Here is a 14,431-nt window from a genome sequence, read left to right as displayed (position 1 = left end):
ATCAATATACGTACTTTGTACCTTTAAGTAAAATCAAATATACTCAATCACTCAGAAAGTGCAAAATGCAGTAGACGTTTAAGCTCAACTGCGTAAAATCAGCACGTGGATAAAATCTCCAAACAGCAAAGGTACGTAAATTGTCAATCGAGTCTAGTAGTCTGAAGTTTTCAGGTCATCAAACCTTCCCTGTCCGTTATGGATGGATTTACAAGATAATTCAAGAAGTTCAAACTAACGTTTCAATTTCTAGTAAAGAAACTATAGAACAACAAATGGTTTCAATGGGAATGGGTAAAAACATGGTCCTGTCAGTTCGACACTGGATCAAGACTCTTCAGTTAGTTCAACCTAGTCAAAATAAACAGCTAGATTTCGAACTTACAAAATTAGCTAAAGACCTTTTCGTTAACACTGAAGAGCAAAAAGCATGGGATGAGTTCTTGGATAAGATTGGAACGATTTGGTTATTGCATTGGTTGACTCAATCAATCCCTGCAAGTGATGCTGAGCTAAACACTGCTAGATGGTTTTTTAACTACTTCAATGGCGTTCGCTTAGATAAGCAGCAACTGGCTAGAGACATAAACCTGTCTTTAATCAATCATGACAAAGAGCTTACTGAAGCGACACTTCGCAAAGATATTGATTGCTTTTTTCAGACGTACTCTACTAAATATTCGATTAATAAAAAGCTGAGTGAAGATAGCTTTACGTCCCCTTTTACTGAGTTAGGATTATTAGTTCAACTTGATGGCAAGACATATTTATCAGAGCTCTCAAATCGAAAGTCCTTGCCGGATGAAATTTTCACCTATGCCATCATTGATTTTATGCAGAAAAAACAGATAGATAAATCGGGTAAAGTTATTAGTAACGAAAACACATTTTCATTCGATAACTTGCTAAATAGTGTTGGTTCTCCAGGAAGGATATTTAGGCTTACCGCAAATGGCTTAAGCGAAAAATTGGACTCTGTCGAAAGAATTACCGAGGGAAAAGTTGCCTGGACTGATACTCAGGGGTTACGACAAGTTCAACACTCTTTCGATGATTTACAAACCATTGAACCTTCAACTTACTTAACTGGCTACTACAAGAGATAAACATGACACTAGCAAATCAATACTCTATTTCTGTTAGGCATCAACGTTCTACACGCATTGATAGTGACCTAAGCGCAGAGTTTTTCCCTGGTCTTGTTTATCACGGTACAGCTCAGAATGCTTTGGAAACATTAGTTAGACAATATGCGCAAGCTGGGCAAAGTGCCTATACGCTAACTGGTCCTTATGGTTCTGGTAAATCCACAATTGCGCTATTGCTTACCGGCCTTCTTCATTTCGACCGTGAAATTAATAATGCAGCCCGATCTGTTTTAAATAATGAATCAAAGAAGCTTGTAGATAGTAGCTTAACTGTAGTTAAAGGCTGGCTACAAGTTAGATCTGTGGGTGGTGTAAATGCACCAATAGATACGTTTTGGAACGCTACTTTAGAAGCATTAAAAGAACACCCTAATACTGGATTGTTATTCAATCAATATTCAGACCTTATGCCGAAAAGCGAGTCAGAACTCATAGAATATTGGGAAAGGCTCTTCAATGAAATAAAAGATATCGTTGATGGTGTTTTAATCATAGGCGATGAGATGGGTAAATCCCTCGAGTTCATAAATAAGAACAAAGGCGAGCTTCATCTATACCAAGACTTAGCCGAAGTTTTAGGAAGGCTAGACACTCCTGTTTTATTCTTAGGCCTACTTCATCAATCATTCAGCGAGTACGCTAAAGAGCGCGGTACGAAGCTACAAGAAGAGTGGGCGAAGATCCAAGGACGCTATACCGATATTCTATACAACGTATCTACAGATGAAACAGTTTCACTGATAGCTAAATCTATTGTTCCTGCGAAAAAAACAACTACTGACCAGACTGCTTACGTTCAGTTGGTTCTGGATGCTCTCGAAGACACGAAGCAACGCAAAACGCAGTTACATGATCGTCTTAAAAACGTAGCACCATTACATCCTTTAGTAGCCTTAATCTTGGGTCCGCTCTCAAAGCGTCGCTTTAGTCAAAACGAGCGTAGTACTTTTGGTTTCTTGAATTCTCATGAACCTAGCAGTTTCCAACTATTTCTACAAAACACCGTAGATAAAGATGCAAGGTATGCGCTTCACGATCTTTGGAACTACCTTGAAACTAACTTGGAGCATGCAATCCTTAGCTCTCCTGATGGTCACGCATGGGCTGAAGCTTCAGAGGCAATTAATAAAGTAGATGTACCAGAAGACACACTAAATATACTCAAATCCATAGCCCTTATAAACTTGTTCGGCAAACCAGCAAAGCTTTACGCAACAGAAGCAATGCTCCAAGCAGCCAGTGGTATTGAGGATTCTTCGGAGCTAATAGAGCATTTAAGCATCCTAAAAGATGCATCGTCGATTATCTTCAGAAAGCACCAGTCTTCTTGGGTCATATTTGAAGGGAGCGACATAGATCTTCCATCTCTTCTAGAAGAAAAGATTGAACAATTGAGTTCGAGCTCTGAGGCAATTGAACATATTGCATACTCACAGCAGACAATGGCCAAGGGTCACTACCATTTGACTGGCTCTTTGCGTTGGGTAGAGCAAACGCTTTGTCAAAACCTTGCTATGTTAGATTTGGAAAGACTTACCGAAACTAAACTAGGTGAGTTTGCTCACTTTGTCTTATTAATGGAAGAAGCTAACGCACAAGAGCTCATTGATAAGTCGAAAAACTACCCGAATATTGCTTTCGCTGTTGCAAGCAATGCAGACGACATTACCGCTTACGCAAATGAAGTGTATGCATTAAATCTAATTAAAGCAGATAAAGAAGTCGGTGCGGCTATACAGCACGATAAAGTTGCTCAAAAAGAATTTGATAGCCGACTATCTGATGCTCAGAAAATGCTTTGGTCTTCAATTGAAGAAGGATTTACAACATCTTTTTGGACAGTTAGAGGGATACCGAGCGATAGAACTTATCCATTGAGTGAACTAGCTAGTGAATTAGCCGATCATATCTACTGCGATAGCCCGAAAATCCTAAATGAGCTGGTTAACAGGAACAAAATTTCTGGTACAGCAGTATCCGCTCGCAAGAAGCTTCTTGAAGCGATGCTAGATTTTGATGATGAAGAAAGTTTAGATATCGAAGGGTTTCCACCAGAGAAGTCTATGTATATTAGTTGTCTCAAGAACACTAACTTGCATATAGATAATGGCTCCGAATGGGAGTGGTCAACCGACAACATTGCTCCTGAGTTTAAAAAGCTCTTTAAATTTACTAGTGCGTATCTTAAAGAAAACGCGGGCGAGCAAATTAACTTAGCCACTATAGAACAAATGTGGGCTAAGCCACCGTTCGGTATCAGTAATGGTGTTTTCCCTATACTATTGCTCGCCTACTTAAAAACTCTAGGCCAAGACATTGCATATTACGAAAAAGCTCTATCGGGCGATTTCGAGTTCTTAGCAGAGCCTGACATAGATTATGTCCATAAGCTTCAAAAGGCACCAAAAGAGCTAGCAATTAAGTTTATTGTGTTAGAAGAAAATGATAAGCAGTGGCTACAACAGCTTGCAATGTATGTATCGATTCTTACTGGTCAGTCAACTCAGACTAACCTGTTATCAATTGCTACTCCATTAGTGACAACGATGCATTCTCTCCCCCATTGGGTAAGAAATGCTAGTAACCTTGTTGATGATGATCGTATGTTGAACAAAAAGGTTCTGCGTTTACGTGATATTTTCTTACAAGCGAATGATCCTCACGCACTGCTTATTCAACAGCTGAATGACGTTCTAGATCCAGATTCCAAGTTAACAGAAGCTGAAAAAATTGATGGGCTTGAACAATGCATAGCAATACTTCGTGCAGCCCATGGAAAAATGTTGAGTCGCATGCACTCTACTGTGAATCAATTTATACCCGAGGCTGGCGACTTGCTCTTACAGATGTGTCAAGCCGTTGAGAAGAGATCAGGCGATTTAAGACTCAAATCTTTTGCAAGAGAGTTAGGACGGAGTTCTGAAAGTGAATCTGGTTGGTTGGAATCATTAATCGCAGTAGTTGCTGGCCGTGGCATGACTAACTGGAACGAAAGCAATTTGCTTACTGCTGAACAGAAGATAAGCGATTTTTCACAAGATTTTTTACGCGTTTACAAAGCTTCTTCACAACGTAATAGCGATTTGACCGAGAACACGGTTCTGAACACAAGAAGTGTTTCACTTGTACTTGAAAATGAAGACGGTAAGTTCGTTAACTTTAGCAAAGAGATTAAAGCTGGCGATGATGCTATCATCTCGCCGATTAAGAAAAGTTTGTCTAAAGAATTAGATAAATTGAGTGAATTCGAAAAGATAGATGTGTTGAGACAGCTATTACAAGATGCATTAGAAGCTCAAGGTTAAGAAGTAGGTACCGATCATGAGTAATGATAGAAAAGTAAAACATGTCTTAGGTTTATCTGGTGGCAAAGATAGCGCAGCACTCGCAATATACATGGCTCGCGAATACCCAGAGTTAGATATTGATTACTTCTTCACTGACACAGGTTATGAACTTCCTGAGGTTTATGAGTTTATTGAACAGTTAGAAAGTATTCTCGGAAAGGAAATTCTTCGTCTCAACCACAACGAGCGAACCGTGAATAACGACGTGAAAGTGTTTGATAAACTATTAGTTGAACATAACAACTTCTTACCATCAGGGCGACAGCGCTGGTGTACTATTCGCATGAAGCTAGAGCCATTTGAAAAATGGATTAAGCCATACTTGAACGATGGTTATGAAGTGGTTTCATATGTGGGAATTCGAGCTGATGAACCATGGCGCGATGGTTATACACCCAATGAGTCTCAGAAATACTTGAAGATCAAAATGCCATTTGCAGATGATGGCATTAAACGAGCGGGGGTAATATCCCTGCTTGAAAGTTCAGGTATCGGCCTGCCTAAATACTATGAGTGGCGTTCTCGCTCTGGTTGCACATTTTGCTTTTTCCAACGAAAAATTGAATGGGTAAGGTTAATGGAACGATATCCAGAAGCATTCGAAGAAGCTAAAGCTTATGAAAAACGTGCAGAAACCAGTGCTAATGGAGAGACATTCTACTGGATGGGTCCAAATGAACCATTAACAACGCTTGAGGATCCTGCTCGTATTGCTCAAATCAAAGCTAACCATGAGAAATCATTAAAACGCTTTGAGAAGAAAAAGTCTCGTGAGCGCAAACGTAAACTTGGCCTTCATGCGATGGTAGACGAAGAGCAGCTTATCGATACTATGTTTATGGATGAGATTTACGATGAAGTAGAGGGTGGCGGTGCTTGTGTCACCTGCTATAAGTAGATACATGCCTAGTTTTCCTAAAACTTCTCACTCGTGGACCGTTATTAGTCCACGCTTGGGCCTTAAAGTTATCGATAAATCTTTGCTTGAAGCAAAGCAAACTGGGGTGCCTCACGATATTTGGAATGATCTTTTTCCTAATCTAACTCTAGAAACTGGCGAGAAAATAACTTGGTCGGCACTTTCAATCAACAATGAAGAAAAAAGCATCGTCATTGAAGTTACTAAAAGTGGTCGTGCTCGAGTTAATCACCTGCCAATAAGTTCAAACTTAAACATTGGCGACACCATTGCCTTTTATTTCGGTGATGGCCTAATCAAGATATTTGAGTGGCAATAAATGCTTCAAATCTCTAACACCGTCACCCTAGCCGACTGGGAAATCGAAATGACTGCTATCCGTGCTCAAGGTGCGGGTGGTCAGAACGTCAATAAGACTTCCTCGGCAATACATTTGCGCTTTGATATTAATCGCTCAAGCCTACCTGCCGTGTATAAAGAGCGATTGCTTGCTCTTTCGGACAGTCGCATTACCACTGAGGGTGTTGTGGTGATCAAGGCTCAGGCTTATAGAACCCAAGAGTTGAATAAACAAGATGCGCTTAATCGTCTGCAAGAGCTGATTAAAAGTGTCACTGTAGTACAGAAAAAACGCCGTCCTACAAAGCCAACACGAGCCTCTAAAACAAGGCGTCTTGAAGGTAAAAAGAAACGCGCTACGACTAAGTCACTACGTGGTCGAGTAGTTTAATTACTAGACGTAACCATGCTAACAAGCTTGAAGCTCATACTCTTTAAGCAATGAACCTCAATCATTAAGATAGAAAAAAGGGAAGACACATATGCATCTTCCCCTATTGCATTTTTAACGCTGGCGTTAATTCAACTCAATCTCAGGCCTCGGCCAACACAGACTGCTCAGCAGAATAATAAAAGTCTTCTGCCCTGCCCCAAATACCTTGTGGATCGCAATCTTTCGTCAAGTCGATAAGATGCGGAAGCAATTGACCCGCAAAGTCTTCACTGCTCTCTTTTGGTAATACCGTTGGCAGGTGATCAACAGCTTGAACGCGAACGCCTTCAACAATAGAGTCAATGATTGGCTTGGTTAGCTTAGTGCACTGGTTGTAGATTCTGATTGGGTTATCAGGGTTGTTTGGATCGCAACTTACATCGCTGATCATGCTCAAACGTGGTGAGTCACCAAGGCTTTCTTTGGTAAGGAACGGAGGCGTGCCTTCTGCAAGGTAGGCACAATTCACCAAGATATCGTAGTCATTGATTGCGGTGAACGGGCCGCCTGCTTTGGTTTCTTCAATATCCCAGCCTTGGGCTTGAATACCAAGTTCTGAAAATAGATCCATTGCGCCTTTTCCGCAGCGACCATACTGACCAATAACCAATACCTTTGGTGCTTCATTAGCGCTTTTTAACTGCTCTGCTAATACAGATAGGTACTCAGAGCGATCAGCGTAGCTTTGAACTGCTGGATAGGCTTCATTGCTTTGTGTGTGGTGTACATAGCCAGACAGCCCGATTGCGGCTCCCACATAGCCTGCCCAGTAACCAAAGGCACAAACACGACGACCTTGCTCATCACGAAGGAATTCAAGATCTAGCACTTGACCACTGCCCTCTTTAAAACGAGAAAGGATCTGAACGGCTTCGTCTTGCCCTTTAAAGGCATGCGCAAAGTAGATGTGCTTGTGTTTAAGCGCGAAGTTTTCTTCTGCTAATTCTTTTAGGCCAAGAATGTAGGCATGCTCCGGAGCATCAACCCATGAATGAGTCTCAGCGAGCTGACAGCCCACATCAACGTAAGCTTGGTCTGGAAAGATACGAGTATCACTGTGTTCAACTACGATCTCAGCGCCTGCTTCAATCAGTGCTTTGGCGCCAGAGGGAGTCAGCGCTGTGCGACGCTCTCCTGGTTTTACTTCATCGCGAAGCCAAAATAGAGTTTTCATAAATTTAAAGTCCTTCTTATACCGCAGGCGCGACGCGCTGGATTTTGCCTTGTCTACGCACCATAAAGGTTATGAGTGCAACCTGAAGAATTGCAATCGCTAGAATTGTGTATGGGCTACGAGTTATTTCTGCCAGCATAAAGCCAACCGATGCCGAAACGCCAGTCAAAATTGCATACGGGAACTGAGTGCGTACGTGAGAGACGTGATCACAGCCTGTCGACATAGAACTCAAAATCGTTGTATCAGAGATCGGCGACGTATGGTCACCTAGCATACCACCACTTAACGCCGCACCAATACAGATGATTGGGTCTGCGCCCAGTGCTGAAGCAACTGGCACTGCAATAGGAATCAAGATAGCAAATGTACCCCAAGATGATCCCGTTGCTACTGAAATAAAGCTACCAATAATAAAGATAATTGCAGGTAACAAGAATACTGGAAGGCGGTCATTCATCACTTGGCTAATGTAGTCGCCAGTACCTAGAGTTTTACAGATATCGCCAAGTGTCCAAGCCAAAAGCAAGATCATCAAAATCAGCATAATACGCTGCATACCCGCGACAAAGGTGTTGAATGCTGTAGAAGCTGTCATTGTCTTGGTGTAGGCGTAGTAACCAATAGCGGTAATGGAAGCAATCAAGTAACTGGTACCTAGACTTGCTCGAATCACTGGCCCATTAATAGTGCCATGCAGGTGGTAATTGTAAGTGAACAGTGCAATCAAAGAACCAAATAGCACGCCAAGCGGAAGAATAATCAGCGTCATAGATGCTGACTTACCTTCTGTTGCCTGTACTTTTACCTCTTCTACTTCAGAAGACAAACGTGCCTTAGCTTCCGCTTCAGCCATTGGACCCCAATCTTTTTTCAGCATTGCATATACAGGCACACTGAACAGCGCTAGCAGAGCATAAAGCTGATACGGGATCACTTGTAAGAAGGTGGTGAAGCCATCCACTTGTTGGCCCATATTGCTGTAGGCATTTTCAATCAAGCCTTGCGAATACACGCCCCAGCTAATGATAGGGATGAGCACACACACAGGTGATGAGGTGGAGTCGATAATAAAGGCCAGCTTTTCTCGGCTTAGCTTTAGCTTGCTAAAGATTGGCGAGAACATTGGGCCTAAGATAAGTGAGTTACCAGAATCAGTAAAAAACACGCCAATACCGGTTGCCCACGTCGCCACCTGCGCTTTTAAAGGCGACGAGATATAACGAGTTGCCATTGTCGAAAACGCCGTCATACCCCCGCTTTGCTCTACAAGGTAGATAAAGCCAGAGATGATGGTAATAACAATAATGATTTGTGCGTTGGTCGTTTGAGCGAGTTGAGTAAAGGGACCATCCGTTAGAAACATTAACGCCGTATCTACTGGGTTTCCTTGAGTGATAATCAACATACCACTGATCACGGCAACGCCGAGGGCCAAAACAACATGGCGAGTGGTGAACGCCAGAATCAATGCCAATATAGCGGGAACGATGGATAACAATCCATAATCAGCCATTCGTAAAATACTCCAAAAAAAGAAAAAATAATCGATTTAGAGGAAGGCTGTATTAGTGAGCACTGTTGAACAATAGACGGGCGTTAAAGCAATAGAAAATATGCAAGCGCATGACTGTTGTAGCTCCCCATCCCGACAGAGTCGGAGATGACAGTGTTATTCTTATTAAGAACAACCCCAGCAGTACGACTGACGATCAATACTGCTTCGGCATCGACTCCTTTCATTAAGCTTCGAAGGATGTCTACCTCCACTTAACTACTCTTAGGCGATGCGCCTCTACGTATCATCGAAGAACAATATTCTTCGCGACCGCAGAATAAAAACATATTTTATGGGATAGCAAATATTTTCAACCGACAAACGTGATGCGGATCACATTGCAATTCCGCGTTCGCATATGAATTGACCAGCACAAGCAAACGATTGCTCTAGCTTGTTATGGATGGAAAGATTGGTATAGCGAACTCTAGATATGAAAATAGCACCCTAATGAGTGCTATTTTGTCGTGATTTTCAGACGTTACGTCGCTTATCTACGAGAGCGATTTCTGCGCTCTTGCGCTTTTTTCTCTTTAAACGCTGATGCCGCTTTAGCTTGCGATGCCAAGATAGAATCTACCGTCAGTTCCATCGGCTCTCTAGGCTCAATACCATTGGCGAAGGTGCGCATTCTTGGTGGCATTTCTTTCTCTTCTTCTGTAGGACGCGGCATGCGCTTGAAGCGAGACAAGTAAAACGCCTCTAGCTTCTCTCTCGCCCACTCACTCTTACGAAGATACTTCACACTACTGGCTACAGATGGATTGGTATGAAAGCAGTTAAAGCGCATCGCAGTATCAAGAATATCCCAACCGTAATGGTCAACCAGCTCTTTAACCATGTCTTCTAGTTTAAGACCGTGTAATGGATTGTTTTGTAGTTCTTCTCTGTTAATGCTCATGTGCTGCTTATTACTCTGTATGGTTTGGCAGGATTATAGCAACGAGTTGAGGTTGTTGTTAGGGAAATATGCGGGATGTTTGTGTGGCTGGGCTTGATGGGTTTGTGTGAGGGGAAAGTACGGATTGTGCGCACTAAGATCCCAGATAAGCTATCGCTTTCTGGGATGACGGTACACATGGGCTAATACGACTAGTCCTAGCCCCATCAGCGTCATTCCGGAAACCCGATAGGGTTATCCGGAATCTTGGGTACCTCATAGCTACTGTTATGTGGGTAAAGCATACATTGTGCTCACAAAGATCCCGGATAAGCTGTCGCTTTCCGGGATGACGGTATACGTGGATTATTACAGCTAGACCCTGCCCCCATAGCCGTCATTCCGGAAACCCGGTAGGGTTATCCCGAATCTTGGGTACCTCATAGCTACCCTTGTGTGGGTAAAGCAGGCATTGTGCTCACCAAGATCCCGCTGGGCTGGCAATCCAGATAAGCTAGCGCTTTCCGGGATGACGGTTCAAAAGAACTAATGTACGTGAGTAACTAAACACCCGCGCGTCATTCCGGATGACAATACGAGTGCTCACTACAACTCAATATCGTTATCAGCCACAACTCCCTTAAATGAATCGTTCAAGTACTTCACATTGGTGTAGCCTTTTTTGCTGAGTAGCGTATACCCAAGCGCTGCTCTTGCTCCTGCTTCGCAGTGCAGAATGACTAAACCGTCTTTAGGCACTTTCGCTAGTTGCTTGTCGAGCTCAGACAGTGGGATATTGATGGAGCCTTTAATATGCCCGGTGGCAACTTCATCGGGATTACGTACGTCTATGATGGTGGCGTTGCCTTGTTTTGCTGCAGTAACAAAGACAGATTCTTCCACCGCTCCAGGCGCCATTTTTTTCTCGTAAACTAATTCAGTTGGAAAACCGTCGTCTTGGACTGGGTGCTTCGCTAAAGTCCACTCTTGCATACCACCTTTCAAGATAACTGCATTTTTGTATTTCCAGAACGTGAGTATTTCAAACGCTTCTATGGCTTCATCGCTATCATCCATATTAGCCACGATGATCACTGGCGCTTTTTTATCTCTAAGCCCCATAACCATGCGCTTTCCTACTGCAAATTTTTCAGCATTCCATTGGTCGTGCATTGTCACTAATTGACTTACTGGTACATGTACGGCGCCTTTGACGCTTGAGGTTGGGTTTTCTCGCACATCTAAGATCACATGGTGAATATCTAAGTTTTTCTCCATCCACTCAGGATTTACGTGCGCTGGATAAACGTCTGCCTTCCATGCAGGGAAGCCGTCAACGTAAGCTTTCACATTGGTGTATCCTGCGGCATTTGCAATCTTCAATGCAGCTGGGCTTAGTGGGCAAGTCACTCCGCCACAGTAAAACACTAACAACATATCTTTATCATTGGGTAGCCAATCTAAATTATCTTTCAATTGATTAGATGGGGTGGCTTTTGCGGTTGGAAGGTGGCCTGCATTATAGACAGACAAAGGACGTGCATCACCAATAAACACAGGTTTTCCTTCGTCCATTAAGTCCGCCAAGGTATCTGTATCGATGACTTTTTCAGGGGGCAGTTTTACTAGTACTCGTTTAATTTGAGTGGCGACATTGTCCTTATTAACTACCGCTTTAAATTTTGTGTTGACCGTTAAGTCTTCAAAAGAGCTCGCCTCCAATAGTTTGGTGTCGTCGGTATATTTCAAAACCTGCACTTCCTTAGTTTTAGGATTTAGGTATTGAATCACCTTCGATGAGTGAATAATGGATTGAATTTTACCGGTTACTTCTGCCGCGCTTGCTGTTATTGGCGTTGCCACTAAAGGTATTGCTAATAGCAGCGAGGCAATAATTCGATGAGTGGTTAACATAATAAATCCCTCTTTTGCTTTAGTCGCAGGCAGCTAACTCACCGCTGTCTGCTGCGTATTTCATGGCAAAGTCTGCTACGTCTGGCGCTATCTCTTGGAACTTAGCACTATTCAAAAACTCAGCAGCATCTGGGTGTTTACCGCTGTACTTTTTGATAAACCTAGCCGCATCTTTTTTAAAGTAGCGCTTCCACTCCACTTTCAAATGCTGACTCGCAAAATCCTGTCCGTTGTAGCCAAACAAGGGGCGAAGATATTCCAAATACGCCTCCTGCCCTTTTGCTGCATCTGCCTGCACGCTGCAAGAGAGCAAGCCTATCATCAAACCTAATATGAGCTTTTTCATCGTCATTACCTCGTATCTATCTGTCTGTATTCTCTGGCTTACTCTTTGCCCGTAATCATCGCTTTTAGGTGACTGGTCAATTTCTCACCCAAGGTGATCAAGTAAAGGTGCACAATAAGAAATGCCATCACGCTGTAGGCACAAAACGTATGTACAATCGCAACGAGCTCAGTGCTATTTAATATTCCAGCGGCTCTTAGCTCTGGATAGAAGAAGAAAATAATGCCCGTTAAGATCTGCAAAGGGACGAGGACAAAAAGCACCAACAAATACGCCACCCGTTGCAGGGGATTAAACTTATCATTAGGTGCCATATGATGCGGATGCTTTTGTCCTTTAAATATTCCAAATAGATAGAAACGTATTACGCCTTCAATGCCTTTGTGCTCTGGCATAAACTGGCGCCACTCTCCTGTGGTAAAAATCCACGTAAAAATGAGTACAACCAGTGCACCCCAAATAAACCCAGTCCAATGATGATATTCAGACGCGTTGCCCCACCCAAAAACAGAGACCAAACCGTGCAGCTCTAAACCTGAGACGATGAGTGTGAGAACTAGCACCGCCTGTGCCCAGTGCCAAAACCGCTCGAACCGTTTAAAAATGACTAAGGAATTACTCATAATTATTCTCCGAACTCTTTTTCAGCCAGCGATTTGCGTCGACGTATGCTGATTAATCGAACTAATAGATGTAAACCCACTCCCGCAAGACCGCCCCAAATAGCAATAGCGCCAAACCACTCTACGAACGCGTTTCTATCGCGACCTACTAAATAGAAGTCGTTCAATCCATTTAAGCGGCTATCAGTGCTGTGACATTCAGAGCAGCGAACAGACTGCTGCGCAGGTGCGACCATATGTTTAATTGGCCAATAACCTAAGGTCTCGATAAAACCGTAATCTCCGCTGAAATCCACCTCGTTTAACTTAGCTCCCGCGACCAAGGCTTTGTCCCAATCAAATTCTGTCCAAAAGGCTCCAGAGCCTTTTCGGCCGTAGAGTTTAATTGGCAGCATCTTGTTGTTCTGAGTATCAAAGGGCTGTTTGCCTTGATGGATTTTGAAAGGCCAGATACGCGCATCAGGGTCGTTGTAATCACCGGTTGGCGGGTTAATATCGATAGGTGCCATAGAGGGTTCAAAAGTGTCTTGGAATGTCATTTGTTCTAGCTCACCTTTATACCAGCGGTATTCAGGCACCACGTTCTTACCCCAAGTAAAGGTGCCTTTTTTGCTCATATAAGCGTGATGTTCGACACCGTCAAACTCAGCATCAATCACATAAGGTTTACCGTCTTTTAGGTTTCCGGCTGTCGACCAGTCCCACGACAGTTTAGTGAGATAAGGCCCACGGGCCATTTCAGGGATATGACATGAGGTACAAGCGACTTTCGCCGTATGATTGTCTATTTCACGGTTATCATGAGGAGTGCCACTATGGCAGCTTTCACAAGAGACATTGTTGCCCATGCGGTCTTCACGCCCCATGTTTAGCTCATGGTCTATGAAGGCTTTGCGATCATTATAGCGGCCGGAAATCTTATGATCGTTGGTGGTGTGACAGTCTTGACAGGCGAAGTCTAGCTTTTCGCTACTCATATGCACATCCAGCCCAAAGCTAGGATCAATCAACGAAAGATCCGTATCACCATGTTTTACGCCGTTACCTCCGCCTCCCACAGCATGGCATGCAAGGCAATTATCACGATCTGGCTTACCCACGTTTTGAGCGACAAAAGCTAAGTCGACCGCTTTTTGCAGTTTTCCACCAAGCATTTGATCTTCGTAGTAAGGGTGTCCCGATGAGGCAGCCGATTTCTTGTAAGTGCCGGTTGTGTCATGGCACACCAAACAATCCACATTCTCGGGGGCATCAAGTTCAAAGTCATCGTTGCGCCAGCCGTAACCCGTGTGGCATTGGGTGCAGCTTTGGTTTCCTCGGGCGGAAACGCAGTAGTTGTTAAATGCATTCTTTGCCTTCCCTACCATAATGCCATCTACTTCTTTAGCCCAATTCCAGTGGAAGGTTTCCTGCATCTGTTTTGAGGCTTCGGTATGACATTCTAAGCAGGCTTCAGTGACATCCGGCGCGTAGTCGAATTCTTGATGAAGGCTTTCAAAGGTTGAATGATCAGCAGTACTGGTGGGGGCTAGATTTGTTTTGGGTAATGGTTGCAGCTCTTCAGAAGATGCACCTAAGCAAGGAAGAGAGAATACGATAAGAAGTAAAAACCATAACTTGTTCATAAGCCACAACACCCTTTGTAAGCTAGCTTCACAAGCAATTGTTCCCTGCTTCATTACTTTATTTTTTATCGGCTAGAAGAGGTTAAATTGAGTATGAATAAGCTCTACTTACTTGCTACACCAAA

The 14,431-nt window shown here is 43.2% G+C and carries 12 protein-coding genes and 1 riboswitch; of the genes, 5 read left to right on the top strand and 7 right to left on the bottom strand.

Features of this window, described 5'->3' with window-relative positions; all coding sequences use genetic code 11:
* The first annotated feature begins 140 nt into the window (after positions 1-140).
* From OCU46_RS05965 to arfB, 5 genes are read left to right on the top strand one after another with little or no spacing between them, the layout of a single operon-like run.
* Positions 141-1,106 carry a DUF4007 family protein gene (locus tag OCU46_RS05965; protein WP_208733521.1) on the top strand — a complete coding sequence of 322 codons (966 nt, stop codon included), beginning with the start codon at positions 141-143 and terminating at the stop codon, positions 1,104-1,106.
* Between the two features lie 2 nt (positions 1,107-1,108).
* Positions 1,109-4,453, top strand: coding sequence for a hypothetical protein (locus tag OCU46_RS05960; RefSeq protein WP_141270027.1), 3,345 nt, complete (start codon positions 1,109-1,111; stop codon positions 4,451-4,453).
* Between the two features lie 16 nt (positions 4,454-4,469).
* Complete coding sequence (locus tag OCU46_RS05955) at positions 4,470-5,393, top strand: phosphoadenosine phosphosulfate reductase domain-containing protein (RefSeq protein ID WP_141270025.1); 924 nt, start codon at positions 4,470-4,472, stop codon at positions 5,391-5,393.
* A 4-nt stretch (positions 5,394-5,397) separates the two neighbouring features.
* Positions 5,398-5,733, top strand: a complete 336-nt coding sequence (locus OCU46_RS05950; RefSeq protein WP_141270023.1) for a hypothetical protein — start codon at positions 5,398-5,400, stop codon at positions 5,731-5,733.
* The gene (arfB, locus tag OCU46_RS05945; protein ID WP_141270021.1) at positions 5,734-6,144 is read left to right on the top strand and encodes an alternative ribosome rescue aminoacyl-tRNA hydrolase ArfB; all 411 of its coding nucleotides are present in this window, start codon (positions 5,734-5,736) and stop codon (positions 6,142-6,144) included.
* A gap of 142 nt (positions 6,145-6,286) precedes the next feature.
* On the opposite strand, the gene OCU46_RS05940 is transcribed toward arfB, so the two are convergent.
* The 7 genes from OCU46_RS05940 to OCU46_RS05910 all read right to left on the bottom strand — a co-directional run bounded on the left by OCU46_RS05940 (position 6,287) and on the right by OCU46_RS05910 (position 14,306).
* The gene (locus OCU46_RS05940; RefSeq protein ID WP_141270019.1) at positions 6,287-7,360 is read right to left on the bottom strand and encodes a saccharopine dehydrogenase; all 1,074 of its coding nucleotides are present in this window, start codon (positions 7,358-7,360) and stop codon (positions 6,287-6,289) included.
* Between the two features lie 16 nt (positions 7,361-7,376).
* A complete protein-coding gene (locus OCU46_RS05935) occupies positions 7,377-8,876 on the bottom strand; it encodes a Na+/H+ antiporter NhaC family protein (protein WP_141270017.1) in 1,500 nt (499 codons plus the stop codon).
* Between the two features lie 112 nt (positions 8,877-8,988).
* A riboswitch (Lysine riboswitch) is annotated at positions 8,989-9,166 on the bottom strand.
* A 242-nt stretch (positions 9,167-9,408) separates the two neighbouring features.
* A complete protein-coding gene (locus tag OCU46_RS05930; RefSeq protein ID WP_141270015.1) occupies positions 9,409-9,819 on the bottom strand; it encodes a VF530 family protein in 411 nt (136 codons plus the stop codon).
* A 585-nt stretch (positions 9,820-10,404) separates the two neighbouring features.
* Positions 10,405-11,712: a rhodanese-like domain-containing protein gene (locus OCU46_RS05925; RefSeq protein ID WP_141270013.1), complete on the bottom strand. Its 1,308-nt coding sequence runs from the start codon at positions 11,710-11,712 to the stop codon at positions 10,405-10,407.
* Positions 11,713-11,731: 19 nt separating this feature from the next.
* The gene (locus OCU46_RS05920) at positions 11,732-12,058 is read right to left on the bottom strand and encodes a hypothetical protein (RefSeq protein ID WP_141270011.1); all 327 of its coding nucleotides are present in this window, start codon (positions 12,056-12,058) and stop codon (positions 11,732-11,734) included.
* 38 nt (positions 12,059-12,096) lie between these two features.
* Positions 12,097-12,681, bottom strand: a complete 585-nt coding sequence (locus OCU46_RS05915; RefSeq protein ID WP_141270009.1) for a cytochrome b/b6 domain-containing protein — start codon at positions 12,679-12,681, stop codon at positions 12,097-12,099.
* A 2-nt stretch (positions 12,682-12,683) separates the two neighbouring features.
* Positions 12,684-14,306 (bottom strand): tetrathionate reductase family octaheme c-type cytochrome, encoded by a 1,623-nt coding sequence (locus tag OCU46_RS05910; protein ID WP_141270007.1) that lies wholly within the window; start codon positions 14,304-14,306, stop codon positions 12,684-12,686.
* Positions 14,307-14,431: the final 125 nt, after the last annotated feature.

Source organism: Vibrio comitans (assembly GCA_024346835.1).
Taxonomy (GTDB): Bacteria; Pseudomonadota; Gammaproteobacteria; order Enterobacterales; family Vibrionaceae; genus Vibrio; species Vibrio comitans.
The sequence above is the reverse complement of the archived record's forward strand: the minus strand, read 5'-3'. Positions and strand labels throughout refer to the sequence as shown.